Here is a 25,191-nt window from a genome sequence, read left to right on the forward strand (position 1 = left end):
GCCTCACTCCTCCAACTCTTGTCCCCAGCGTTCGAGCAGATCGTGCTCGACGCCGAGATGATCGAGCACCCGCGCCACCATGAAATCGACCAGCGCCTCGACGCGCTGCGGACGGTGATAGAAACCGGGGCTGGCGGGCATGATCACCACGCCGTTGCGCGACAGGCTGAGCATGTTCTCGAGATGGATGCTGGTATAGGGGGTCTCGCGCACCACCAGGATCAGCTTACGCCGCTCCTTCATCGCGACATCGGCGGCACGGTCGATCAGACAGTTGGAGATCCCGGCGGCGAGATTGGCGAGGGTCCCCGTGGTGCAAGGACAGACCACCATCGCATCAGGCGGGTTGGAGCCGCTAGCCACCGGCGCCGTCCACTGCTGACGACCGAACACCCGCAGCTGACCGACCTCGGCATCGAAGCGATCGCTGAAGAAGCGCTCGGCCTCGGCCGGTCGCGAGGGCACCTCCAGCCCCAACTCCATCTGCAGCACCACCTGTGCCGCCTGCGAGACCATCACGTAGACGCGCATCCCGGCGCCGACCAGGGTCTCGATCAACCGCAACCCGTACTGCGCCCCCGAGGCGCCGGTCAGCGCCACCGCAACGGTCTGCGGCCATTGGCTCGGAACATGGGTCATCGCTACCTCTTCCCGTGGTTGTCTGAATGGTGTGGCGCCGCGCGCCTCAGGCGCGCTGCCCGAGGGCATCGAGCAGACGCTGGTGGATCCCCCCGAAGCCTCCATTGCTCATCACCAGCACCTGATCACCAGGGCGCGCCTCGGCACACACCCGCGCGACGATCGCCTCAACCGAGTCGAGCACCACCCCGCGCTCGCCAAGCCCGGCAAAGACCGCGCCGGCGTCCCAGCCGAGATCGGCAGGTGCGTGCACATAGACCCGATCGGCGGCGGCCAGCGAATCGACCAGGGCGGCATTGTGCACCCCCAGGCGCATGGTGTTGGAACGCGGTTCGAGCACCGCGAGGATACGCGCCGCGCCGACCTGCTGGCGCAACCCGTCGAGGGTGGTAGCGATCGCCGTCGGGTGATGGGCGAAGTCGTCGAACACCCGTACCCCGCCGGCCTCGCCGCGCAGCTCCATACGCCGCTTCACCCCGCCGAAGCGGCTCAGCGCCGCCAGCGCCTGCGCCGGCACCACCCCGGCATGACGCGCCGCGGCGATCACCGCCAGGGCGTTATGGACGTTGTGCTGCCCGGTCATCTCCCACTCGACCTCGCCGAGCACGGCCCCCTGATGGAGCACGCGAAAGCGCGAGCCGTCGGCGGCAAGCAGCTCAGCACGCCACTCGCCATCACCACCGAAGCGTGCGGTCGGCGTCCAGCAGCCCATCCCCAGCACGGTCTCGAGCGCGGCGTCGTCGTCCGGGTGGAGGATCAGGCCGGTGCCGGGCACGGTGCGCACCAGGTGGTGGAACTGACGCTGGATCTGGCCGAGGTCGTCGAAGATGTCGGCGTGATCGAATTCGAGATTGTTGAGGATCAGGGTGCGCGGGCCGTAGTGGACGAACTTCGAACGCTTGTCGAAGAAGGCGGTGTCGTACTCGTCGGCCTCGACGACGAAGAAGGGCGACTCACCGAGCCGTGCCGAGACCCCGAAGTCGCGTGGTACCCCGCCGATCAGGAACCCCGGAGCGAGTCCGGCCTCCTCCAGCACCCAAGCGAGCATGCTCGCGGTGGTGGTCTTGCCGTGGGTGCCAGCCACCGCCAGCACCCAGCGTTCGCGCAGCAGGTGCTCGCGCAGCCACTCGGGTCCGGAGCAATAACGCAGCCCACGATCGAGCATCGCCTCCACCGCGGGGATGCCGCGACGCATCGCGTTGCCGACGACGACCACGTCGGGGGCAGGGTCGAGTTGCGCGGCATCATAGCCCTCCATCAACTCGATCCCGGCCGCCCCGAGCTGGGTGCTCATCGGCGGATAGACGTTGGCGTCGGAGCCGGTCACCCGATGACCGAGGGCGCGCGCGAGCAGCGCCACCCCACCCATAAAGGTGCCGCAGATACCGAGGATGTGCAGATGCATGCGAGACGGTTCTCCCGAACGACGAGGAGGCGGGCCGCGCCGGCCCGCACGAGGATTCAGCGGCGACGGCGCTCAGCCGCCCCCGAACAGCGCGCCGATCAACGCCACCGCAAACAGCTCGAAGGCCAGCGCAATGGCCACCCCCTGACCGAGGCCGATGACGAAGGCGTGGCGCAGGATGTGCCCGGTCACCACCAGGCTCCATATCACCAGGGCGAGGAACAGCAGGGCACCGAGCGCGGCCAGCTCGGTCTCGCGACTGCCGGTCGGCTGCAGCCCCAGCGGCACCAGCGCGAGCAACCCAAGCAGCGCGCCGGCGCCGAGCAACGCGGTCGCCGTCTGCAGGAAACGCCGGGCATGACGCACCGCGCTCAGACCGACATAGAGCGCGGCCAGGGTCAGCGCGATCTCGGCAAGGGCCTGCAGCAGGCTTGGCCACCAGGCGACCCCCGCCGAGACCCCCACCAATCCGCCGACCAGCAGATCGGCCAGCAACACGACAACGAACAGGGCTTCCGAGGCTGGGAGCTGCTGCGGCGTGCGACGCAGCCAGCACAGCTCGGCGAAGAACATGATTAGGGCCTGCACGACGATCACCTGCAGCGGGACATGGCGCCAATGATAACCGCCGGGACCACGCTCATCGCAAGTTCAGGCCACAGGAATCAAACCGCAAAGACGCCAAGGTCGCGAAGGAGAGAAGAGCCTTCAGCCGCCAATAGCTGCCTGCCCTCGAGCACCGGCGCCGGAAACACACGCTCACCGCTAGCCGACAACTGATGGAAATTGGCACGATCTTCGAGGTCGCCCACCCACTGGCGACAGGAAGCTGATCGCTGGCTGCTCGATCCCCTTTGCGCCCTTCGTGTCTTCGCGGTTCAATCCTGGCGGCTCAACGCCGCGCCAGCGCGATGCCGAGGACGAGCATCAGCGTGGCGAGGACGACGACCGGGGCGTTGCCGAGGCGCGCGAAGGGGGTGGCGCCGAGGCGCGGTTGGATCTCGGCGCTGGCGCCGCCACGCACGAAGGCCGGGACGCGCTCGATCACCCGGCCGCGGTGGTCGATGATCGCCGAGATCCCGGTGTTGGTCGCGCGCAGCAGATCACGCCCGCTCTCGAGCGCGCGGGCGCGAGCGATCTGCAGGTGTTGATGGGGCGCGAGCGAGTCGCCAAACCAGGCGTCGTTGCTGACGTTGATCAGATAGCGCGCCTCGGGCAGCGCCTCGATCAGCTCGGCGCCGAAGGCGTCCTCGTAACAGATCGAGGCACCGACTGGATGCGCCCCGACCTGGAGCAGCGGTCGCGCCGCCTCGCCGCGGCTGAAGTCCGACATCGGCACCTCGAACCAGGCGATCAGCGGCCCCAGCCAGGCCTTGAACGGCAGGAACTCGCCAAAGGGCACCAGGTGCCGCTTGAAGTAGCGATCCTCGACGCTGCCGATGGCCAATAGCGCGTTGTAGTAACGACCACCGTCGGGCTCGCGCACCGGGATGCCGAGCACGATCTCGGTGCCGGCCGCGCGCGCGCGCTCGGCCAGCGGATCGATCAACGGGGCGCGTAGTACATCGAGAAAATCGGGCAGCGCGGTCTCCGGCCAAACCACCACGTCAACCTCACCATAATCGCGGGTGAGTTCGAGATAGGCGCGCACCGTCGCCGGTCCCGTCTCCGGGTTCCACTTGATCGCCTGCGGGATATTGGCCTGGACCACGCTCGCGCGCAGCGGCGCGCCCTCGGGCTGGGTCCAGTCGAGCTGCGCCAGCGCCCAGCCACCGCCCCAGAGCACGACCAGCACTGCCAGCGCCAGCGCCCGCCCCCGGCCCCGCACCCGCCGCACCGACCACCACAGCAGCCCGGCCGAGAGCGCCACCACCAACGAGGCGCCATAGACGCCGACGAGCGGCACCCAACCGACCAGTGGTCCGTCGATCTGCCCGTAGCCGAGCGCGAGCCAGGGGAAGCCGGTGAACAGCCAACCGCGCAGCCATTCGAGCAGCACATAGAGCGCCGGGAAGCAGAGCAGCGCGCCCACCCAGTCCGGCCCGGCGGCCAGCCGTCGCAACGCCCAGCCGAGCACGCCGTAGTAGAGCGCCATCGCGGCGACGAAGACCAGGGTCAGCAACTGGGCCACCGGCGCCGGCATGTTGCCGAACTCGTTGAGGCTGATGCGGATCCAGAACACCCCGAAGCCCATCAACCCGACCCCGAACAGCCAACCGCGCCAGAAACCGGCACGCGGCCTCGCCCCCTCCAGCGCCAGCAACAGCAGCGCCAGAGCGAGCACCGCGAGCGGGAAGCCCCCGAAGGGCGCGAAGCTCGGCACCGCCAAGGCGCCGGCGGCGAACGCGATCAGAAGGGGCCACAGAGAGGCCATGCGAAACGACTGCGACATGGGAGCGATCCGGAGCAGGAAGCAGGATCGCGGTTTATTAACAGCCACCGCCGAGCGGGTCAACCAAGCGACGATGTCCGCTCATGACATGAGGCTGATGCCCTCAATCGGGCATCAGCCGCCCCCCATCGATGCCTCAGGCGGTCCGCCGCCGACGCACCACCGCCAGCCCGATCAGGCCGGCGCCGAGCAGCGCCAGCGCCCCGGGCTCGGGGACGGTGTTGCCCTGTACCTCGCCGGTCGAGGCGCGGGCGAAGAAGACGTCGCTACCGTCGGCCGGCACCCGGAACTGCGAGCTGGCGCTGTAGGAGAGATCGAACCACATATCGAGCGCCGCATCGTAGAAGTCATTGGTGTCGAAGTATTCCATCGCCATGCCACCGGTCACGAACATACCGGCCCCGGCAGTACTGATCAGCGTGCCCCCCGCGAAGTCCTGGTTACTGAACGTGACTTGCTCGAACTTGCCTTCCAGGAACAGGTCGCCGTTGGCAGCTTTGTACATTTGATCGGGGTCAGAATTGAAGTCGGCGTTGGCATTGAAGTCCTTGCCTTCATCGACCCAGATGCGGAAGTAGGAGTTATCCCAGTTGATCGTGTAGGTCGAGGGATCGGTGAAGTCTCCCCCGCCGGCGGTGTTCTCGACGAACTGGATACCGCCGAACTCATAGGTCAACTCGCAGCTCGGACAGAAACTCGGCGGATCGGTCTCGGGCTCGGGCTGGCCATCGATGTCGTTGGCATCGTTGAAGTTGTTGATCTTGCCACCGCCGTAGAGATAGTTACCGAACATCACCGAGGTGGCATTGCCGGCATTGATACCCACCACATTGCCCATGTCGAAGCCGCTGTTCGAGCGCTGGAACCACTGGGTGAAGCTACTATCCATCCGCATGTCGAGCGGGGAGTTGGGATTCCACACCACCCCGCCGACGTTGATGTTGCCGGCGCTGACGATTGGCGACACCAGGAGCCCCGCACCAAGTGCCATGATCTTTCGGTTCAGCATGATCAATCTCCTTATTTCGCTGCGATCCATCGGCCATACGACCCGATTCAGTGAAGGCGAAAATCGCGCCAAAAACTAAAAACCATGCGCACACAAGGCCATAGCGTCAGACCAAGGTCAGGCCCCGCCAGCCATGGACGAAAAGTGTAAAAAAGACCGACAAGCGCTCACCCCAAAACGCCCCCATCACGCCGCCACGGGGTCTGCTCTCGCATGAAGTCGAGAAAGGCGCGATCAGCACGCGAGAGATAGCCCCCGCTCTGCCACGCCAGCGAGAAATCGAGATACACCGGCGTGACGAAGGGGATCGCCACCAACTCGGGATCACGGGTCTGTTCGCTGACCATGCGCAGCACACAGGTCACCCCGAACCCTTGACGGACGATGGTCTCGGCCAACGGGATCAGGTTGGTCTCGAAGGCGATACGCGGCTCGACCCCCAAGGTTGCGGCGTGATGGTCGATGAACTCACGCAGGAAGTAACCGCTACGCGCAACCACCAGGTCGTGTTCGAACAGGGTCGCGAAGTCGATGCGCTCGACACTCGCCAGGGGATGGGAGCGCCCGGCATGCACCACCACCTCCTCGCGCAGGAAGGGATGGGTCTCGAGGTCGTCGAGTTCGGCGTCACTGGTCACCACCCCCAGATCCAGCGCCCCGGCACGAATCATGTTCAACAGGCTGCGGGTGCCGGCCTCCTGCACCGACAGCCGCAGCCCTGGATGGCGGTGCTTGAAGGCCATCAACAGCGGCGGGAAGAAGTAGGAGCCGAGGATACTCGGCAACCCGATCCGCACCTCGCCCTTGAGCAGTCCACGCAGCTCGCGCATCTGCAACTCGGCGGCCTCGGCGCGTTCGAGCAGGGCGCGAGCGTGCCCGGCGAGCACCTCGCCCTCGCTGGTTGGGGTGACCCGACGCGTGCCGCGGTGCAGCAACTCGAGGTCGAGCATGCGTTCGAGCTTACGGATGGCGATGCTCAATGCCGGCTGGGCAACCCCGAGCCGGGCGGCGGCGGCGGTGAAACCACCGGCCTCGACGACGGCGAGAAAATAACGCAGCTGCTTCAAGTCCATAGCAATTTCGAATCAAACAAATATCTTAAATTTATTTTATTTATAGCTTAAGGCATTCATACAATGAACTCATGCCTTACCCATCCAGGATTCCAATGAACCCACCGATCACTGCACGCACCCCGGCCTTCTGGCGCGCGACCCTAGCCCTCTGCCTCGGCTCGATCGCCATCTTCGCCAACCTTTATGCCCCACAACCGCTGTTGCCGTTGCTGCGCAGCGACCTGGGAATCTCGGAGCTGGAGGCCAGCCTGACCGTCTCGGTCACCACCTTCACCCTGGGGCTGTCGCTGCTGCTTTTCGGTCCGCTCTCCGACGCCATCGGTCGGCGCGCGATCATGTTCACGACCCTGGCACTGACCACTGCGTGTGCGCTCGCCCTGGCCTTCGCCCCGGATTTCGGCACCCTGCTCGCACTGCGCGCACTGCAGGGCTTCTTCCTCGGCGGCGTGCCGGCCCTGGCGCTGGCCTATCTCGGTGACGAGTTCGATCACGAGGCACTGTTGCTGGCCGTTGGGATCTATATCGGCGGCAACTCGATCGGTGGTATCGCCGGACGCCTGCTCAGCGGCGCGAGCGCTGCCGAGTGGGGATGGCAGGCCAGTTTCCTCGCCGCCGGGCTACTCAGTCTCGCGGTATTGATCGCCTTCTTCCTGCTGCTACCGCCCTCGCGCCGTTTCCAGCCCAAGCCGCTACGCCCGCGCGCCATGGCCGCCGACCTCGCCCACCACCTGCGCAACCCGAGCATCCTCGGCGCCTATTTCATCGGTGGACTCAACTTCATGGTGTTCATCAACCTTTACAGCTATGTCACCTTCCTGTTGAGCGCCCCGCCTTACCACCTCTCGCCGATGTGGCTGGGGATGCTATTCCTGACCTATCTCTCCGGCACCGTCGCCGCGACCTTCTCCGGACGACTGGTACGCGGGCGCTCGCAACCGCTGGCGATGGCCGCCGGCACCCTGCTACTGCTCGGCGGGACCCTGCTGACACTGATTCCCCACCTGGGGGCGATCATCGCCGGGCTGATGATCAACGCCGTCGGCTTCTTCTTCGCCCACTCCCAGGCCGCGAGCTGGGTCAGCCACAAGGCCACCCGGGCACGCGCCAGCGCCTCCTCGCTCTACCTGGTGTTCTACTACGGCGGTGCCAGCCTCGGCGGCTTCTACCTCGGACCGTACTGGCATCTGGCGGGCTGGTCCGGGGTGGTCCTCGGCGCGGCCCTGGCACTGACCCTGACCCTGGGACTCGCACTCTGGCTGCACGCACGCGAGTACGGAGGTGACTGCAACTGCCAGTGGTGGCGGCGACTCACCGGCGCCTGCCGCGAAACGGTCCTACCGGCCGAGGTCAACGGGCGCTGAACCGGGCCGGTGCCCGCCCCGGCGGGCACCTTGCAGATCTGCATCGGATCAACCATATCCCGAGAGGAGGGCGCGGAGGCCATCCGCGCCGTGGTTCGCACAGCGCAACAGGAGGATGCAGATGCCAACCAAAGACGCTTATCTCGCCCGCCTCAAGCAACAGCTCGACGAATGGAAGGAGGAACTCGACCAACTGCAGGAGAAGGCCGGCCACGCCTCGGGTGAGGCGCGCGAACGACTGCAGCAGCAACTCGGTGAGCTGCGCGAGAAGTGGCAGGCCGGCCACGACAAACGCGAGCAGATTCGCGAGCAGGCCGATGAACGCTGGGAGGATGTCCGCGAGGAGGCCGAGGAGAAGTGGGATCAGCTCAAGCGCGGGACCCGTGACGCACTCGCGCGCATCCGTGCGCACTTCGACGATAAGTGAACACTTCGACGATAAGTGAAGGGGGTCGTGTCCCGTTGGTCGGTCGGACCCCGGTCAACCGCACGATGGGACGACGACACCGCCCTCGGCCCCGGCCTCAGCGACACAGGCCGCTGGACCAGTGAACCGTAAATCGGACTGACCATCTCAAGGTCACGCCCGATCACAGCAGTCTCTGCGGCCACGTCAAGTGGCACCAAAGAACAGGCGCCGACCTCCGGGTCGGCGCCCAGTCCGATCGCGACCGGATCATCTCGGACGGGTCAGGCCCGTCCGTTCGCTACGAGCGCACGCAGTGCCGCCCGCAGCATCGGCGCGCGGGGATTATTCCTCGCCTTCCTTGCGGGTATCGATATGGAAGGGCACGTAGGCCAGGCAGGTACCGAAAAAGCCGGTCGCGAGCACCACCAGCCCGATGAGGCTAGGGATCCAGCTACCGCTGGCGATACCGCCGAGCACCAGCACACCGCCGGCGGCGAGGCGGAAGTTACGATCGGTCTTGCCAACGTTCTTGGGCAAATTCATGAGTCAACTCCTGTATTGCAAGCTTGGACGAGCCGAATGCGGGGCAGCACACGGCCAGGGTCCCCGGCCCGCTTTTCCCCGCGACATGGAACACAGACCCGAGGTCTGCGACCCTGGTGGTCATCGCTGCACCACCATAGCATTGACTGCGCGGCCATTATAGACCCACCCCTACTAGGGATACCCATCGATCCGAGCGATCGAGATCGGGGAGAACCGCCAAGACACAAAGCACGCAAAGGGGACAAGGCTTCCGGCTATCGGCCGTCGGCCATCAGTAGTGGCGCATCGATCCAACCACCACCGCAGACGGCACGCATGACCGGATGCTGATAGCTGGCGGCTGGCGGCCAATCGCTCGACCAGCCTTAGCATCCTTGATGCCTTTGCAGTCCATGCGCCGAAGCTCTGCGATCACGCCTCGGTGTTGGGTTAACCGTCGACGAACGCCGCAGATTCGTCGATGGCATGGTGGACGGACGGTTAACCCAACCTACGAGACTGAGGGTGGCCGCCAGGGGATTGAATCGCAAAGACCCAAAGGACACGAAGAAAGCGACCAGCCTTCAGCAAACAGCCTCCAGCGTCGGTATGCGGTTAACCGCGACGCGACGAGACAACCCTGCCCCCTCACTGGAGGCTGGCGGCTGGAAGCCTTTCCTCATCTTCGCGCTCTTCGTGTCTTGGCGGTTCAATCTCCCGGCAGACCGAAGCGCGAGCTATGCTACCGTCTTCGCCCCGATCCACCCTGACTCGCGAGAGATCCCATCCATGGCAGCCCCCTACCCCCTGATCCTGGTCGACGGTTCGAGCTATCTGTTCCGCGCCTATCACGCCATGCCGAAGCTGACCAACTCGCGGGGGGAACCGACCGGGGCGCTGATCGGCGTGCTCAACATGCTGCGCAAGCTCATCGAGACCTACCGACCGGACTATCTCGCGGTGGTGTTCGACGCCAGCGGCAAGACCTTCCGCAACGACCTCTACGCCGACTACAAGGCCCATCGCCCGCCGATGCCCGAGGATCTGCGCGAACAGATCGCACCGCTGCACACCATCATCGAGACCATGGGCCTACCGCTGCTGTGCGTGCCCGGGGTCGAGGCCGACGACGTCATCGGCACCCTCGCCACCCAGGCCGCCGCAGCCGGCATCCGCACCCTGATCTCGACCGGCGACAAGGACATGGCGCAGCTCGTCGACGACCAGGTGCACCTGATCAACACCATGACCGACGCCCTGCTCGATGCCGCTGGGGTGGAGGAGAAGTACGGCGTGCCGCCGGCGCGCATCGTCGACTACCTGAGCCTGATGGGCGACAGCGTCGATAACGTGCCGGGAGTGCCCAAGTGCGGCCCCAAGACCGCGGTCAAGTGGCTCGCCGCCCACGGCGACCTCGACGGGGTGATCGCCAATGCCGCAGCCATCAAGGGCAAGGTCGGCGACAACTTGCGCGCCGCGCTCGACCAGCTGCCGCTGTCACGCCAGCTCACCACCATCAAGTGCGACGTCGCGCTGCCGCTTGGCCCCACCGAGCTGGTGCCGGGGACGCCCGATCGCGAGCGACTGCGCGAGTGGTTCGAGCGCATCGAGTCGCGCAAGCTGCTCGCCGACCTCGACCGCCTCGACCCGGCGGTCCCGGCGCCGACCGCGCCGGAGGCCCCACAGGGCACGGCGGCGGACTACCAGGTGGTGCTCGATCGCGACGGGTTCCTCGACTGGGTCGAGCGGCTGCGTGCCGCGCCGCTGTTCGCCTTCGACACCGAGACCACCGCGCTCGATTACATGCGCGCCGAGATCGTCGGCGTCTCCTTCGCGATCGAGCCGGGCGCCGCGGCCTATGTGCCGCTCGCCCACACCTGCCCCGGCACCCCGGAGCAGCTCGATCGCGACTGGGTGCTCGACACGCTCAAGCCGCTGCTCGAGGACCCCGAGCGCGCCAAGGTCGGTCAGAACCTCAAGTACGACATGAGCGTGCTGGCGCGCCACGGCATCACCCTGCGCGGCATCGCCCACGACACCATGCTCGAGAGCTATGTGCTCGACAGCACCGCCGGGCGACACGACATGGACTCGCTGGCCAAGCGCTATCTCGACTGTGACACCATCGCCTTCGAGGACATCGCCGGCAAGGGCGTCAAACAGCTCACCTTCGACCAGATCCCGCTCGAACAGGCCGGCCCCTATGCCGCCGAGGACGCCGAGGTGACACTGCGCCTGCACCGACACCTGTGGCCCCGGCTGGAGAGCGAGGCGGGACTGACGGCCCTCTATCGCGACCTGGAGATCCCGCTGGTGCCGATCCTCTCGCGCATGGAGCGCCACGGCGTGCGCATCGACTGCGAGCAGCTCGCCGCGCACAGCCAGGACCTCGCCGCACGCATCCAGGCGCTCGAGACCCAGGCCCACGAGGTCGCCGGGCGGCCCTTCAACATGGGCTCGCCGAAACAGATCGGCGCCATCCTGTTCGACGAGCTGGGGCTGCCGGTGGTGGCCAAGACCCCCAAGGGCGCGCCCTCGACCTCGGAGTCGGTGCTCGAACAGCTCGCCGCCGAGGGCCACGAGCTGCCGCGGCTGATCCTCGAACACCGTGGTCTGGCCAAGCTGCGCTCGACCTACACCGACAAGCTGCCGCAACTGGTCAACCCCGACAGCGGGCGGCTGCACACCTCCTACCATCAGGCGGTCGCGGCCACCGGTCGGCTGTCCTCGAGCGATCCCAACCTGCAGAACATCCCGATCCGCACCGAGGAGGGACGGCGCATCCGTCGCGCCTTCGTCGCCGAGCCGGGCAACCTGCTGATCGCCGCCGACTACTCGCAGATCGAGCTGCGGATCATGGCCCATCTCTCCGGCGACGAGCGCCTGCTCGCCGCCTTCGCCAGCGGCCAGGACATCCATCGCGCCACCGCCGCCAAGATCCTCGGCATCGCCCCCGAGGCGGTCGACGCCGAGCAGCGCCGCTCGGCCAAGGCGGTCAACTTCGGGCTGATCTACGGCATGTCGGCCTTCGGCCTGGCGCGCCAGCTCGGCATCGGCCGCGCCGCCGCCCAGGACTATGTCGACCGCTACTTCGAGCGCTACCCCGGGGTGCATGCCTTCATGGAGCGGATCCGCGCCCAGGCGCACGAAGACGGTCATGTCGAGACCCTGTTCGGCCGCCGCCTGCACCTCCCCGAGATCGCCAGCCGCAACCAGAACCGCCGCGCCGCGGCCGAGCGCACCGCCATCAACGCGCCGATGCAGGGCAGCGCCGCCGACATCATCAAGCGCGCGATGATCACCCTCGACGACTGGATCGAGCGCGAGCGACCGCCTGCACGGATGATCATGCAGGTCCACGACGAGCTGGTGTTCGAGGTCGCCGCCGACGCAGTCGAGGCGGTCGGGGCACGGATTCGCGTCGCCATGGAGCAGGCCGCGGAGCTGCACGTACCCCTGGTGGTCGACATCGGCGTGGGCGAGAACTGGCAGGCCGCGCACTGAGACGCACCCTCGGGGAACTCCGACTAAAATAGTCGGTCACAATCGACGTGTGCGATACGGGCCGCTTCTCCCCCCTGGGAGCGGCCCAGTGCCCGGCAGCCCTCGCCGGGGAAGCGACTCCCCCGCAGCCCTCTCCCCCTGGGCCGTCGGGGGTTTTTTTTGGGGGGCTCTGCCAGCCACCAGGAGCCAGGAGCCAGGAGCCAGGAGCCAGGAGCCAGGAGCCAGGAAATTGTGAACCGCAAACACGAAAGAGCGTCTTTGTCCGTCAACCGCCGGTCATGTCCAGCCCGCCCGACTGGAGGCTGATCGCTGGAGGCTGAAGGCTGAAGCGTCGTAGGTTGGGTGACCCACCGATGCGTTGCCCCAGCGTCGGAGCGATGACCTTTGATCGGTGGGTCACCCAACACCCGCGCGGACCTGTCTCAGGGATCGGCGTCAATCCCGAGACCTTGACACAGATGTTGGGTTGCCGCTGCGCGACAACCCAACCTACGGGGCTGGCGGCTGAAGGCTGAAGCTGGCGACCGACCTCACCGGTCACGGCACCGTCAAGATCGCTGGCTAAGATGGCCTGAACCGTCAACCACATGGAGCCGACCCGCGATGTCCGTCGAACGCCGTTACTGCGCGCGCCTGCCGCTCGATCTGCAGGTCCAGATCCTCTATCGCAAGCGCCGCTTCTGCAGCGCTACCGCACGCAACCTGTCCAATCAAGGGATGTCTCTGGATGTCCGCAACATCACCCTGCCCAGCGGCACCCTGGTCGAGCTGGAGTTCCAGGCACTCGGTCGTCACTGGCTGGTGCCGGCGATCGTGGTCCATCACCATGACGGCGGGGTCGGGGTGATGTTCCGCGACGAGCACAACGACCTCTATCGATCATTGCCACAGGCCACCACCAGCCGCCCCTGTTGCGCCACCGATTCCACCCAGCCACACGCCTGCGGCTGCTGATCCCCCCTCCCGATCCACCGCGAGAGGTCCTCACCGGCTCAACCCCAGCGGGGCCGAACTCGCCAGGTGTGGGACCAGGGCGCAATGCCCTCAGCCGTAGATCATCCCCGGCAACCAGGTCGCCAACGCCGGCCACAGCGCCAGCATCGCCAGCATCACCAGCTGGATCAGGATGTAGGGCAGCACCCCGCGATAGATCTGCGCCGTACCCACACCAGCCGGTGCCACGCCGCGCAGATAGAACAGCGAGAAGCCGAACGGCGGGGTGAGGAAGGAGGTCTGCAGGTTGAGCGCGATCATCACCCCCAGCCACACCGGATCGAGCCCCATCGCCAGCAGCACCGGACCGACGATCGGCACCACCACGAAGGTGATCTCGATGAAGTCGAGGATGAATCCGAGCAGGAACATCACCAGCATCACCACCACCACGGCCCCGACCACACCACCGGGTAGCCCGGTGAGGAACTCGGTGACCAGGTCATCGCCGTGGAAACCGCGGAACACCAGCGAGAAGATCGCCGCGCCGACGAAGATCAGGAACACCATGCTGGTGACCGTCGCGGTCTGACGCACCACCTCGCGCAAGATCTTCAGCGACAGTTGACGGCGCGTCGCCGCAAGCACGATGGCACCGACCGCACCCACCGAGGCCGCCTCGGTCGGGGTGGCCAGACCGCCGAGGATCGAGCCGAGCACCGCCACCACCAGCAACAGCGGTGGCAGTAGCACCGAGACCACGCGTCGCGCCAGCTCTCCCCGGTCGGCGGGACGCTCGTCGGCGGGGATCGCCGGCACCGCCTGCGGACGGGTGATCGCCAGCCCAACCTGATAGAGCAGATAGAGCCCGACCAACAGCATCCCCGGCACCAGCGCACCGACGAACAGATCACCGACCGAGACGGTATCGGGCGACCACACCCCCATCTCCAGCTGTGCCTGCTGATAGGCCGAGGAAAGCACGTCGCCGAGCAGCACCAACACGATCGAGGGCGGGATGATCTGCCCCAGGGTGCCGGAGGCGCAGATGGTGCCGGCGGCCACCGCCGGGTCGTAGTTGCGTCGGAGCATCACCGGCAGCGACAGCAGCCCCATGGTGACCACAGTGGCCCCGACGATACCGGTGCTCGCCGCCAGCAGCATGCCGACCAGGGTCACCGAGATGCCCAGGCCGCCGCGCACCGAGCCAAACAGCATCGCCATGGTGTCGAGCAGGTGCTCGGCGATACGCGAGCGCTCGAGCATCACCCCCATGAACACGAACAGCGGCACCGCGATCAGGGTCTCGTTGGTGATCACCCCGTAGAGCCGATTGGGCAGCGCCTCGAGAAAGCTCGGGTCGAACCAGCCGAGCGCCTCGCCGGCGAGCGCGAAGGCGAGCGCGGTACCGCCGAGCGACAGCGCCACCGGGTAGCCGAGCAACAGCACCGCCACCACCCCGATGAACAGAAACAACGGCATCAGCTCAGACACGGGCGGCCTCCCCCTCGATGGCGGGCAGTGCCGAGTCGACACCGGCGAGATAGAGCGCGTTGCGCAGCGCATAGCACAGCCCCTGGGCCAACAGCAGCGCCGGCATCACCAGGATCAGCGTTTTGAGCAGATAGACCCCGGGCAGCCCGCCGGCCTCGCGCGAGGCCTCGCGCACCCGCCAGGATTCACCCACATAGTCCCAGCCGAGCCAGAGGATGAAGCCGCACACCGGCAACAGCAGCAGCAGGGTGCCGCCGAGGTCGATCCAGGCACGGGTACGCCGAGACCAGCGCTGGTAGAGGATGTCGACTCGTACATGCCCATTGGCACCGAAGGTGTAAGCAATGGCGAGCATGAACATCACCCCATGGAGGTAGGTGATCGACTCCTGGAGTGCGATCCAGCCAAGGTCGAAGACATAGCGCAGTATCACGACGGTGAAGGTGACCAGCACCATCGCCAACGTCAGCCAGGCGACCAGCTCGCCGATGCGTCGGATCCCGTACTCGACCCGGTCGGCGACGGCGAGCAGATGCGCCGCGCGGGTTGCAGAGTGATTGTTCATCAGTCGATTTTTCGATTTTCGGGGACGCGAACCCGTCCTGTGCTCGCGTCCATGCGTTACAGGACGATCGAATCCCCGGATGTCGGGGCGACATCAAGGACGGGGATGAGACGGAGACGAAGCGAGGCGTCTCGTCGACAGGGATCCGGCCGCCTCCAGCGACCGGGGCTCAGCCGCTCAGTTCCAGCGGAACAGTACCCACTGGGGGACGGCGAGATTGTCCGGCGAGTTGTCCCGCGCGTCCATCACCCCGTCACCATCGGTGTCGAACAGATAATAGGGCGGTCCCACCTGGGGCTGGACCTTGACCATGTACAGGGCGCCGCGCACCCGGTACTCGTAGACCACGGCATCACCGTCCTCGCGGATGGTGATGTCGGGCTCGACGGCCTCGCCGGTGACCGGCGAAGGGACGACGGTCGGGGCCTCCAGGAAACCACCACCTGCCCTATCCGCTGCCGCCTCCTGGGCATGAAGCGTCCCGGCCATCACGGCCAGGACGATGATCGCGAGCAACCTGTTCACGGCGTCACCCTTCTCCTCGGCGTATACGAAGCCCCAATGGTATTACGAAACGCCCGCCGCGTGCGCGCTCAGCGGTACAGGAGAGCGAACCGCCAAGACACCCTCGGGTGGAACGTCCCCAGCCATCCCCGGGCCCCCCACCCGGCGCCGCAACAGCGCCCCGCCCCACTGACAGCAGGTCGCTGACGGCCGTCAGCCCTACGACCCCAGCATGTTCTTGAGCATGTCGAGATGACTACGACCGCGGGCCTTGCTGCGTTCGGGGTCGGCCTTGGGGCCGCCCTCCCAGATCAGCTCGTCCTCGGGCAACTCGGCGAGGAAGCGACTCGGTTCGCTGCGCACCCACTCGCCGTAGCGCCGACGCCGGCGCGCCAGGGTGAAGGTGAGGCCGCGCTGGGCGCGGGTGATACCGACATAGGCCAGGCGGCGCTCCTCCTCGATGGTGTCTTCCTCGATGCTGGTGCGATGGGGGAGCAGCTCCTCCTCCATGCCGACCAGGAAGACATGAGGGAACTCCAGCCCCTTGGCCGCGTGCAGGGTCATTAGCGAGACCCGGTCACCGCCCTCCTCCTCGTCCTGGCGTTCGAGCACGTCGAGCAGGGTGAGGTGGGCGACCAGGTCGCCCAGCCCGCGACCGCGCTCGGTGTCGCGGTGCAGGGTAGCGAGCCATTTCAGCAGGTCCTCGACGTTCTCGTAGCGACGCTCGGCGACCTGCTGGCTGGAGGCGTTCTCGCGCAACCAGGTGGGATAGTCGATACGCTCGACCAGGGTGCGCAGGGCCGTCGGCGGGTCGCCGGCGGCGGCACGCGCCTGCTCGCGGATCAGCGCGGTGAAGGCGCCGAGCCGGTCGCGCTGGCGCGGGTTGAGGTGTTCGGCCAGGGCCGGGTCGGCGCAGGCGGCGAACAGGCTGCTGCCCTCGGCGCGGGCGTGGGCGGCGAGACGCTCCAGGGTGCTCGGGCCAATCTCGCGGCGCGGGGTATTGACCACGCGCAGCAGCGCGGCGTCGTCCTCGGGGTTGGCGAGCAGGCGCAGATAGGCCATCACGTCCTTGACCTCGGTGCGGGCGAAGAAGGAGGTGCCGCCGCTGAGGAAATAGGGGATGTCGTGGACCCGGAGCGCCTGCTCGAACAACCGCGCCTGGTGGTTGCCGCGATAGAGGATGGCGATATCGCCGAAGGCGACGCGCTCGGCGTGGTGGAGATGGAGGATCTCGGCGGTGACCCGCTCGGCCTCGTCGCGCTCGTCGCGACAGCGCAGCACACGCGCCGGCTCACCGGGACCGAGTTCGCTCCACAGCCGCTTCTCGAACACGTGCGGGTTGTTGGCGATGAGAGTGTTGGCAAGCCCGAGGATACCGGCGCTGGAGCGATAGTTCTGCTCGAGCATGATGATCTCGAGCCGCGGGTAGTCCTCACGCAGCCGCGCCAGGTTCTCCGGGCGGGCACCGCGCCAGGCGTAGATCGACTGGTCGTCGTCGCCGACCACGGTGAAGGCGCCCTCGGGGCCGGCGAGCAGTCGCACCAGTTCGTACTGGGCGCCGTTGGTATCCTGGTACTCGTCGACCAGCAGGTAGCGGATGCGTGCGCGCCAGGCCTCGCGCACCGGCTGGCACTCGGTGAGCAGTCGCGCCGGGGCGAGGATCAGGTCGTCGAAGTCGACCGCATTGTAGGCGCGCAGGCTGCGCTCGTAGTCGGCATAGAGCGCGGCGAGTTCGGCCTCGAAGGCGTCCTCGGCACGACTCAGTGCCTCGGCCGGGCCGATGGTGTCGTTCTTCCACCGCGAGATGCGCTGCTGCAGCGCACCCGGGGCGATGCTGTCGGGCGCACGCGACTGGCGCAGGTGCTCCTTGAGCACCGACTCGACGTCCTGGGCGTCGAGCAGCGAGAAGCCGGGGCGCAGCCCGGCCGGTTCGGGATCGCGACGCAGGATCTCGAGTCCAAGGGTGTGGAAGGTCGAGATCGCCAGACCACGGGTGTCGGTGCCCTGGAGCTGCTGGCCGATGCGCGCGCGCATCTCGCGCGCGGCCTTATTGGTGAAGGTGACGGCGCGGATGTGGCGCGGCTTGAGGCCACCGTGGTCGATCAGGTGGGCGATCTTGCGGGTGATCACCCGGGTCTTGCCGGAGCCGGCGCCGGCGAGCACCAACAGGGGGCCGTCGGTATAGCGCACGGCCTGGCGCTGTCGGGGATTGAGTCCGCTCATGGGGTGGAGGCATGCAGGATTGGGCCAATCGATCATTATGCCCCACTGATGGGGCAGCGGGGCGCAGGTGACAAGCATCGAGGGTTGGGCGATGATTGGGCGGTCATCATCGAACGAGGAGTCGAGCGAGGCGAGGCCTCGTGCCATGATCGTCCCCCTTCGCCTCAACGGCGGTCGCAGACCGCGTCGTCGGCACCGAGCCCGTGCCCGTCGCGCCACCTCCAGGGCGCAGACGGCCGATGCGCGCCCGCCCCCGGTGCCCCTCCCGCCCCGAGCGCGCGTCCCCAGCCCCTACGTGTCCAGCATCCACGCCGGGCGTGCATCGACGCACGTCCCCGGGAACCCCTCATCCTGTTCATCCGAGACCTCATGGAACTGTTACTGCTGACCGCCCTGATCCTGCTCAACGGCGTCTTCGCCATGTCCGAGATCGCGTTGGTGACCGCGCGTCGCGCACGACTCGCGCGCCTCGCCGGTGACGGGGATCGCGCCGCCCAGGTCGCCATCGAGATCGGCGAGGACCCCACCCGCTTCCTCTCCACCATCCAGATCGGCATCACCTCGATCGGTATCCTCAACGGCATCGTCGGCGAGGCGGCACTGGCCGCACCGCTCGCCGGCTGGCTGCAGACACTCGGGGTCGAGCAGGCGAGCAGTGAATTCGGCGCCACCGTACTGGTGGTGATGGTGATCACCTATGTCTCGATCGTGATCGGCGAGCTGGTCCCCAAGCGCATCGGTCAGATCGATCCCGAGGGCATCGCGCGGCTGGTAGCGCGACCGATGAACCTGCTGGCCAGCGCCTCGCGGCCGTTCGTGTTCATGCTCTCGCGCTCGACGGCGGTGACCTTGCGTCTGCTCGGTCAGCGCGAGTTGGTCTCGCCGACGGTGACCGAGGACGAGATCCAGGCGCTGCTCGAGGAGGGCTCGCAAGCGGGCACCATCGAGAAGGTCGAGCACGAGATGGTGCGCAACGTCTTCCGGCTCGACGACCGACCGATCAGCTCGGTGATGACCCCGCGTTCGGAGCTGGTGTGGCTCGATCTGGAGCGCCCGCTCGACGACAACCTGGCGCAGGTGGCGCAGGCCGGGCACTCGCGCTTCCCAGTCTGTCGCGGCGGCTTCGGTGACGTACTCGGGGTGATCGGCGCCAAGCAGTTGTTCAACCAGCAGCTCGAGGGCGGCGCGATCGACCTCACCCGCGACCTGCAGGAACCGCTCTACGTCCCCGAGTCGCTCAATGCCATGGAGCTGCTCGGCCAGTTCCGCGACTGCGGCACCCATCTCGCCTTCGTGGTCGACGAATACGGCGAGGTACAGGGCATGGTGACCCTGCACGACCTGCTCGAGTCGGTCGCCGGGGAGTTCCATGCCCTCGGTGACGAGGACGATGCCTGGGCGGTGGAGCGCGAGGACGGCTCCTGGCTGCTCGATGGCCTGATCCCGGTGGTCGAACTCAAGGACCGACTGGGGTTGCGCACCGTGCCCGAGGAGGAGCGCGGGCGCTATCACACCCTCTCGGGGATGATGATGTGGCTGCTCGGGCGCCTGCCGGTGACTGGCGACGTCGCCCACTGGGAGGACTGGCGCCTGGAGGTCGTCGACCTCGACGGCAAGCGCATCGACAAGGTGCTGGCCAGCGTCTGCCCGGCCACGCCGGAGACCGTCGCCGATGAGGCCGCCCCGGCCAACGGGCACACGGACGGCGATGCCCCCAAGGCGGACTGAGTCCGTCGGGTGGCGCACCACCTCGCCCGGCGAGCAGCAGCTGAGAGGGGCGGTTTGGATCACCCGGGGCACCCCCTGCAGCAAGGTCTTCGGCACCTCGGGGCAGCCGACCGATGCGTGATCATCGGGCATCGGGGGCCGGCGAGGTCGCCGCAAGCGGGTTGCGTCCCTGACACCTCGGTGGATCGAGGCTCGGCGCCGGGCGCCGGCCTTTGACGAATGCGGAAGGATTCGTCATAATCGAGCACTCGATCGTCATCCGTGGCGATCGGATCTCCACGCGCTCGTAGCTCAGTTGGATAGAGTACAGCCCTCCGAAGGCTGGGGTCGCAGGTTCGAATCCTGCCGGGCGCGCCAACTCCCCTTCTCGCTCACCCCCGTTCCTCGTCCCTTGCACGCGTGATGGCGCGCAGCGCTTGGCAGAAATCCGGGATCGCCTCGGGCACGATCGGGCGGCTGAACAAGAATCCCTGCACCTCGTCGCAACGATGCACCCGCAGCAACTCGAGCTGCGAGTCGCGCTCCACTCCCTCGGCGGTCACCTCCAGGCCCATGGTCTCGGCCATGGCGATCACCGCCTGGGCGATGGCGGCATTGTCGCGGTCACGCTCGATGTCGACCAGGAAGGACTTGTCGATCTTGAGCCGATCGATCGGGAAGCGACGCAGATAACTCAGACTCGAATAGCCTGTGCCGAAGTCGTCGATGGCCAGGTGTACCCCAATGGTCTTGAGCGCGCGTAGCGTCGTCACCGCCTCGCGGGCCTGGTTCATCAGCACCGTCTCGGTCAACTCCAGCTCCAGTGAGCCCGGGTCGAGCGCATTCTCGCGCAGTACCTGGGCGACGCGTTCGGGGAAACCGGGACGGGCGAACTGATTGGCCGAGACGTTGACCGCCACGCGCGGGATGAACACCCCCGCCGCGCGCCAGCGCGCCAGCTGCAGGCAGGCCTCGCGCAGCACCCAGTCACCGATCTGCAGGATCAAGCCACTCTCCTCGGCGACCGGGACGAAGACCTGAGGCGAGACCGTACCGAGTTCGGGGTGGTGCCAGCGCAGCAGCGCCTCGACCCCGCTGAGCTCACCGCTGCCGAGATCGACCTGGGGTTGATAGTGCAGGCTGAACTGGTCGTTGGCGAGCGCCTGGCGCAACGCCGTTTCGATGCGCATCCGCTGACGCATGGTCTCGGTCATGCGCGCATCGAACAGCCGATAGGTATTCTTACCGGCGCGTTTGGCCTGATACATCGCCAGATCACCGTTGCGCAACAGATCGGCGGCGTTCTGGGCATCCTGTGGAAACAGGGTGATGCCGATACTCGGGGTGACCACGACGGTGGTGCCATCGAGGTCGAGCGACTCGCTCAAGTCGTGGTGGAGCTGGCGCACCACCCGGATCGCGCCACGCACCCCGCCGACATCGGGCAGCAGCAAGGCGAACTCATCCCCCCCGAGCCGGGCCAGACATTGATGGCCATCGGGATCGACCTCGCAGCGTGTCGGCCAGGCGGCGGCCAGGCTCGCAGCGAGCCGCGTGGCGATGGTCTGCAGCAAGCGATCGCCGATATGGTGTCCCAAGGTGTCGTTGATCTGCTTGAAGTTGTCGAGATCGAGGAACACCAGCGCACAAGCGTGACGACGCATGCGCATCAGCCCCAGCACCTGCTCCAGACGCTGTTGGAACAGCACCCGATTGGGCAAACCGGTGAGGCTGTCGAAGAAGGCGAGCCGATGGATATGGGCCTGGGCCTCCTGCAACGCAGTGATATCCTGGACCGCACCATAACAGCACGCACCCTCCTGCCCCTCGGGGTGCGAGGGCTCGACGAACTGACGCAGGTGACGAACCCTGCCGTCGCGGGTGAACACCCGGTGGCGCAGCTCGGCGTCCTGATCGCCCTGTTCGAGGGTCGCGAACCAGGCCGCCACCTCACCCCGCTCATCGAACGGCACCCGCTCGATCAGGGTCTCGAGGCCACAATCCCCGGTCGGGTCGGCACAGTCCAGGATCTCGAGCGCGCGGGCCGACCACCGAATTCGCCCGACCTCCGGCAGCCACTCCCAGTCCCCGATGCGCGCCATGCGCTGTGCGGCGGCGAGCCGCTGCTCACTGTGCAGGAGCGCCCTGGTGGCCTCACCGGCACGAACCATATAACGGATGCGGTGCACCATGACCGAGGCAAGGACGGGTTTGACCGCGAAGTCGGTCGCGCCGACGCGGTAGGCGTGCTCGATCGAGCTACGATCATCGAGGCCGGTCATCATCAGGATCGGCAGATACTCGGCACCGGGATGTGCCCGTAACCGCGTACAGGTCTCGAAGCCGTCGATACCGGGCATCATCACATCGAGCAACACGATCTCGGGCAACCCCTCGGCGGCCACCCAGGCAAGCGCCTGTTGCCCACCATCGACCTCGGTGACCACCATCCCCGCCTGCTCCAGGGCCTCGGCGAGGAGATAGCGCGAGGTGACATCGTCGTCGACGAGCAGGACGCGGATCGGGGATGTCGTGGGCTGTACGTGCATCGGCAGCGAACTCCTCATGGGTCGTCGTGCTGCAACCGCTCGAGCGCGGAGACGAGGGTGCGGAACTGCGTCTCGGTGGTCGCAAAGGTCGCCCTGGCCTGCTCGATCGCACCGCCATGGGCCTGCTGCTCGAGCGCGCGACAGAGGGCGGCGAAACCGTGGGCACCGAGATTGGCGCTACTCGACTTGAGGGTGTGCGCGGCGAGGTGCACCTCATCGGCGGCCCTGGCCTCCAGGCCCTGGCGCAATCGCGCCATCAACCCCGGGGCACTGTCGAGATAGAGGCCGATCACCTTCCGCAGCGGGTCCGGACGACCACTGCGCCGCAGTGCACGGATCGAGTCGAGTACCTCGGGATCGAGCACGGCCGTGGCAGCTGTGTGGTGCTCGACACCGGGGGACGTATCGGGCGCCGAGGGCTGCAACCCGATCCAGGGGGCGATGCTGGCACTGAGCTGACGCTGCGAGAAGGGCTTGCTCAGATAGCCATTCATGCCGGCCTGCTCACAGCGACGGCCGATCCCCTTCTGCACATTCGCCGTCAGGGCGATGATCGGGGTCGGGGCAACTGCGCGGCGCTCACGTTCAAGCCGACGAATCCTCGCCGTGGCGCTGAAGCCATCCATCACCGGCATGTGGCAGTCCATCAGGATCAGGTCGAAGGCATCGTGCGCGAACGCCTTGATCGCCTCCTCGCCGTTATCGGCGATGGTCACCTCGAGCCCGAGGTCCTCGAGCATCAGCGTCGCCATCTCCTGGTTCACCGGATTGTCCTCGACCAGCAGTATACGCCCGCGCATCACCGAGACTGCGGCGGGCGGCGGCTGCTCCAGCGCCAGCGTCTCCGGGGGCGGACAACCGCAGGCCTCGGCGAGCTGGATCTCGAGGGTGAAGGTGGCGCCCTGGCCCGGGGTGCTGCAGACCCGCACGTCCCCCTCCATCATCCTCGCCAGCTGCCGGCAGATCGCCAACCCCAGCCCCGTCCCTCCATAGTTGCGGGTGATCGAACCGTCAGCCTGGGAGAAGGCGGCGAAGATCTCCTCTTGCTGAGCGGGATCGATGCCAGGACCGGTATCGCTGACGGCGACGATCAAGGTCAGCCCGCCCGGCGCCCGCGACCGGGTCGTCGCGCGCACCCGGATCTCACCGGCGGCCGTGAACTTGACCGCATTGCCGATCAGGTTCATCAGGATCTGGCGCAGCCGTGCCCCATCACCGTGGACCTGCGCGGGCAGATCAGCGGCCAGATCGGTCTCGAGCCGCAGCCCCTGGATGCTGGCCGACTCGGCGAACAACTGCACCGTCCCCTGGATCAGGGCGCGCAGATCGAAGTCGTAACCCTCCAGATCCAATCGCCCGGCCTCGATCTTGGAGAAATCGAGGATGTCGTTGATGATCTCGAGCAAGGCCTCACCCGAACGCTGGATGGTCTCGGCAAAGCGCGTCTGACGCGCGTCCAGACCACTCTTGCGCAGCAGCTCGGCCATCCCCAGCACCGCGTTCATCGGGGTGCGGATCTCGTGGCTCATGGTGGCGAGGAAATCGCTCTTGGCCCGGCTCGCCGCCTCGGCCCGATCGCGCGCCTCGGCCAACGCGGCCACGGTGCGCTCGAGTTCGCGGGTACGCGCCGAGACCTGACGCTCGAGATCGTCCTTGTACCCTTCGAGGGCAAGATCGCGCTGTTGGATCTGGTCGAGCATGTCGTTGAAACCATCGACCAGCGAGCCGAGTTCATCACCGCGTGAGCGCTGCACCCGTACCCCGTAGTCACGCGCACTCGAGACCCGCTCCATCGCACGGGTCAGGGAGATGATCGGGGTGGAGACCAGCCGCTGTAACCAGTGCGCGAGCAGCAACGCCGCGCTCACCGCCACCACCAGGATGAGCGCGCTGATGGTCAGCGAATGGTTGAGCGCCGCCCGCACCCGGGTGAGGCTGTCGAGCAGGTGCACATGACCGATGACCTCGCCGTCGACGACGATATCGCGCACCACATGCAGGTGATCGGGCTCGATGCCGATCCCCTGGTGGCCGCTGCCATCGGCACCGTACTCGTTCGGCGGCAGTGGCGCGACCTGCAGCGGATAGCGAGCAAACAAATCGCCATCGCGATCATAGACGTAGGCACCACGCAGCTGCGAGCGCCCGGCAAGCGCTGCCAGGGTCCGGGTCGCGGCATCAGGGTCATCGAAGGTCAAGGCCGCGGCGACGTTATAGGCGAGCATGCCGGCCAGGGCATTGAGTTCATCGATGGCAGTACGTTGCAGCGTCTGACGCTGGTTGAGCGCATGGCTGGCGCCGGAGAGCACCAACACCACCAACGCCACCACCAACATCAGTAGCATCAGCTTGTAGCGGATCGAGAGCTGTCCGAGCCAGCGCATCATCCTCATTCCTTCACCACATCGACCGCCAGACGCAACAACTGGGAGCTGATCCCGAGTCCCGCGGCCCGGGCGCTAGCGGCATTGATCTCGAACCTGAGCCGGCGCTCGATGCGCACGAAGCGCACCATCCCACCGGCGGCAACGAACTCCGGGATCTCGCTCACCGTCAACACCGGCCGGCCAGCGAGTGAGTGCAGCAAGGGCGCGAGAAAGGGGCGCTCAGAGTCGGCGACATAGACGATGTGGCAACCCTCGAGCGCCTCACCTCGTATGCGTCGCCTCACCGTCACCCGCCGCCCCTGCACCCGCTTGCCGGCGAGCGCCTCGAGCGCCGGCGCCGCCTCGGTACGTCCGTAGACGCACAAGCGCAGTGGCAGCTCGGCGCGCGTCGGCCACTGGATGAACTTCGAGAAGTTATACAGGTAGGCTGCCACCAGCTCCCCCTCATCGACCCCGGCACGCACCGGGGCACCATGTAGTATCAGCACCAGCGCCGCGCCGAACACGCA

The 25,191-nt window shown here is 66.9% G+C and carries 19 protein-coding genes and 1 tRNA gene; 6 read left to right on the forward strand and 14 right to left on the reverse strand.

Annotated elements, in window-relative coordinates:
* Window positions 1-3: 3 nt before the first annotated feature.
* From HF203_RS01190 to HF203_RS01215, 6 genes are all read right to left on the reverse strand, one after another.
* A complete protein-coding gene (locus tag HF203_RS01190) occupies window positions 4-639 on the reverse strand; it encodes a flavin prenyltransferase UbiX (protein WP_168665760.1) in 636 nt (211 codons plus the stop codon).
* 46 nt (window positions 640-685) lie between these two features.
* Window positions 686-2,044 carry a UDP-N-acetylmuramate:L-alanyl-gamma-D-glutamyl-meso-diaminopimelate ligase gene (mpl, locus tag HF203_RS01195; protein WP_168665762.1) on the reverse strand — a complete coding sequence of 453 codons (1,359 nt, stop codon included), beginning with the start codon at window positions 2,042-2,044 and terminating at the stop codon, window positions 686-688.
* 72 nt (window positions 2,045-2,116) lie between these two features.
* Complete coding sequence (locus HF203_RS01200; RefSeq protein ID WP_343043855.1) at window positions 2,117-2,632, reverse strand: hypothetical protein; 516 nt, start codon at window positions 2,630-2,632, stop codon at window positions 2,117-2,119.
* 304 nt (window positions 2,633-2,936) lie between these two features.
* Entirely contained in the window at window positions 2,937-4,436 is a 1,500-nt protein-coding gene (gene lnt, locus HF203_RS01205; protein WP_168665764.1) for an apolipoprotein N-acyltransferase, read from the reverse strand.
* Window positions 4,437-4,572: 136 nt separating this feature from the next.
* Window positions 4,573-5,445, reverse strand: coding sequence for a PEP-CTERM sorting domain-containing protein (locus tag HF203_RS01210; protein WP_210424567.1), 873 nt, complete (start codon window positions 5,443-5,445; stop codon window positions 4,573-4,575).
* 167 nt (window positions 5,446-5,612) lie between these two features.
* The gene (locus HF203_RS01215; protein WP_168665766.1) at window positions 5,613-6,518 is read right to left on the reverse strand and encodes a LysR family transcriptional regulator; all 906 of its coding nucleotides are present in this window, start codon (window positions 6,516-6,518) and stop codon (window positions 5,613-5,615) included.
* Between the two features lie 95 nt (window positions 6,519-6,613).
* Between HF203_RS01215 and HF203_RS01220 the strand changes: the two genes are divergently transcribed.
* Window positions 6,614-7,882: an MFS transporter gene (locus HF203_RS01220; RefSeq protein WP_168665767.1), complete on the forward strand. Its 1,269-nt coding sequence runs from the start codon at window positions 6,614-6,616 to the stop codon at window positions 7,880-7,882.
* A 121-nt stretch (window positions 7,883-8,003) separates the two neighbouring features.
* The gene (locus HF203_RS01225) at window positions 8,004-8,309 is read left to right on the forward strand and encodes a sll1863 family stress response protein (protein WP_168665769.1); all 306 of its coding nucleotides are present in this window, start codon (window positions 8,004-8,006) and stop codon (window positions 8,307-8,309) included.
* Window positions 8,310-8,633: 324 nt separating this feature from the next.
* Here HF203_RS01225 and HF203_RS01230 read toward each other — a convergent pair whose 3' ends face one another.
* On the reverse strand, window positions 8,634-8,834 hold the full coding sequence (locus HF203_RS01230) for a YgaP family membrane protein (protein WP_168665771.1): 201 nt from the start codon (window positions 8,832-8,834) through the stop codon (window positions 8,634-8,636).
* Between the two features lie 771 nt (window positions 8,835-9,605).
* On the opposite strand from HF203_RS01230, the gene polA reads away from it, so the two are divergent.
* Window positions 9,606-12,320, forward strand: coding sequence for a DNA polymerase I (polA, locus tag HF203_RS01235; protein ID WP_168665773.1), 2,715 nt, complete (start codon window positions 9,606-9,608; stop codon window positions 12,318-12,320).
* Window positions 12,321-12,923: 603 nt separating this feature from the next.
* Window positions 12,924-13,274 carry a PilZ domain-containing protein gene (locus HF203_RS01240; protein ID WP_168665775.1) on the forward strand — a complete coding sequence of 117 codons (351 nt, stop codon included), beginning with the start codon at window positions 12,924-12,926 and terminating at the stop codon, window positions 13,272-13,274.
* Between the two features lie 90 nt (window positions 13,275-13,364).
* On the opposite strand, the gene HF203_RS01245 is transcribed toward HF203_RS01240, so the two are convergent.
* From HF203_RS01245 to HF203_RS01260, 4 genes are all read right to left on the reverse strand, one after another.
* Window positions 13,365-14,747 carry a TRAP transporter large permease gene (locus tag HF203_RS01245; RefSeq protein WP_343043856.1) on the reverse strand — a complete coding sequence of 461 codons (1,383 nt, stop codon included), beginning with the start codon at window positions 14,745-14,747 and terminating at the stop codon, window positions 13,365-13,367.
* Window positions 14,740-15,312: a TRAP transporter small permease subunit gene (locus HF203_RS01250; protein WP_168665777.1), complete on the reverse strand. Its 573-nt coding sequence runs from the start codon at window positions 15,310-15,312 to the stop codon at window positions 14,740-14,742. The genes HF203_RS01245 and HF203_RS01250 overlap by 8 nt, the downstream gene beginning before the upstream one ends.
* A 177-nt stretch (window positions 15,313-15,489) precedes the next feature.
* Complete coding sequence (locus HF203_RS01255) at window positions 15,490-15,837, reverse strand: DUF2782 domain-containing protein (RefSeq protein WP_168665779.1); 348 nt, start codon at window positions 15,835-15,837, stop codon at window positions 15,490-15,492.
* 198 nt (window positions 15,838-16,035) lie between these two features.
* Window positions 16,036-18,039, reverse strand: coding sequence for a UvrD-helicase domain-containing protein (locus tag HF203_RS01260; RefSeq protein WP_168665781.1), 2,004 nt, complete (start codon window positions 18,037-18,039; stop codon window positions 16,036-16,038).
* A gap of 369 nt (window positions 18,040-18,408) precedes the next feature.
* On the opposite strand from HF203_RS01260, the gene HF203_RS01265 reads away from it, so the two are divergent.
* Together HF203_RS01265 and HF203_RS01270 are read left to right on the forward strand one after the other, a co-directional pair.
* On the forward strand, window positions 18,409-19,767 hold the full coding sequence (locus HF203_RS01265) for a hemolysin family protein (protein WP_168665783.1): 1,359 nt from the start codon (window positions 18,409-18,411) through the stop codon (window positions 19,765-19,767).
* 280 nt (window positions 19,768-20,047) lie between these two features.
* Window positions 20,048-20,124 (forward strand) — tRNA-Arg (locus tag HF203_RS01270).
* 14 nt (window positions 20,125-20,138) lie between these two features.
* Here the strand turns inward: HF203_RS01270 and HF203_RS01275 are convergent.
* From HF203_RS01275 to HF203_RS01285, 3 genes are read right to left on the reverse strand one after another with little or no spacing between them, the layout of a single operon-like run.
* Window positions 20,139-22,295 (reverse strand): putative bifunctional diguanylate cyclase/phosphodiesterase, encoded by a 2,157-nt coding sequence (locus HF203_RS01275; RefSeq protein WP_168665784.1) that lies wholly within the window; start codon window positions 22,293-22,295, stop codon window positions 20,139-20,141.
* Window positions 22,296-22,309: 14 nt separating this feature from the next.
* Complete coding sequence (locus HF203_RS01280) at window positions 22,310-24,682, reverse strand: ATP-binding protein (RefSeq protein WP_168665785.1); 2,373 nt, start codon at window positions 24,680-24,682, stop codon at window positions 22,310-22,312.
* Window positions 24,683-24,684: 2 nt separating this feature from the next.
* Window positions 24,685-25,170: a TOL_0243 family YfiR-like periplasmic protein gene (locus HF203_RS01285; protein ID WP_343043857.1), complete on the reverse strand. Its 486-nt coding sequence runs from the start codon at window positions 25,168-25,170 to the stop codon at window positions 24,685-24,687.
* Between the last annotated feature and the right edge of the window lie 21 nt (window positions 25,171-25,191).

Source organism: Marichromatium bheemlicum (assembly GCF_012276755.1).
GTDB lineage: Bacteria > Pseudomonadota > Gammaproteobacteria > Chromatiales > Chromatiaceae > Marichromatium > Marichromatium bheemlicum.

Excerpts from the sequence above, each read along its gene's own strand:
- HF203_RS01230 (WP_168665771.1), bottom strand. The coding sequence starts at position 8,834 with ATGAATTTGCCCAAGAACGTTGGCAAGACCGATCGTAACTTCCGCCTC.
- HF203_RS01220 (WP_168665767.1), top strand. The coding sequence starts at position 6,614 with ATGAACCCACCGATCACTGCACGCACCCCGGCCTTCTGGCGCGCGACC.
- HF203_RS01225 (WP_168665769.1), top strand. The coding sequence starts at position 8,004 with ATGCCAACCAAAGACGCTTATCTCGCCCGCCTCAAGCAACAGCTCGAC.
- HF203_RS01210 (WP_210424567.1), bottom strand. The coding sequence starts at position 5,445 with ATGCTGAACCGAAAGATCATGGCACTTGGTGCGGGGCTCCTGGTGTCG.
- lnt (WP_168665764.1), bottom strand. The coding sequence starts at position 4,436 with ATGTCGCAGTCGTTTCGCATGGCCTCTCTGTGGCCCCTTCTGATCGCG.
- HF203_RS01250 (WP_168665777.1), bottom strand. The coding sequence starts at position 15,312 with ATGAACAATCACTCTGCAACCCGCGCGGCGCATCTGCTCGCCGTCGCC.
- HF203_RS01280 (WP_168665785.1), bottom strand. The coding sequence starts at position 24,682 with ATGATGCGCTGGCTCGGACAGCTCTCGATCCGCTACAAGCTGATGCTA.
- HF203_RS01275 (WP_168665784.1), bottom strand. The coding sequence starts at position 22,295 with ATGCACGTACAGCCCACGACATCCCCGATCCGCGTCCTGCTCGTCGAC.
- HF203_RS01190 (WP_168665760.1), bottom strand. The coding sequence starts at position 639 with ATGACCCATGTTCCGAGCCAATGGCCGCAGACCGTTGCGGTGGCGCTG.
- HF203_RS01240 (WP_168665775.1), top strand. The coding sequence starts at position 12,924 with ATGTCCGTCGAACGCCGTTACTGCGCGCGCCTGCCGCTCGATCTGCAG.
- polA (WP_168665773.1), top strand. The coding sequence starts at position 9,606 with ATGGCAGCCCCCTACCCCCTGATCCTGGTCGACGGTTCGAGCTATCTG.
- mpl (WP_168665762.1), bottom strand. The coding sequence starts at position 2,044 with ATGCATCTGCACATCCTCGGTATCTGCGGCACCTTTATGGGTGGGGTG.
- HF203_RS01215 (WP_168665766.1), bottom strand. The coding sequence starts at position 6,518 with ATGGACTTGAAGCAGCTGCGTTATTTTCTCGCCGTCGTCGAGGCCGGT.
- HF203_RS01260 (WP_168665781.1), bottom strand. The coding sequence starts at position 18,039 with ATGAGCGGACTCAATCCCCGACAGCGCCAGGCCGTGCGCTATACCGAC.
- HF203_RS01265 (WP_168665783.1), top strand. The coding sequence starts at position 18,409 with ATGGAACTGTTACTGCTGACCGCCCTGATCCTGCTCAACGGCGTCTTC.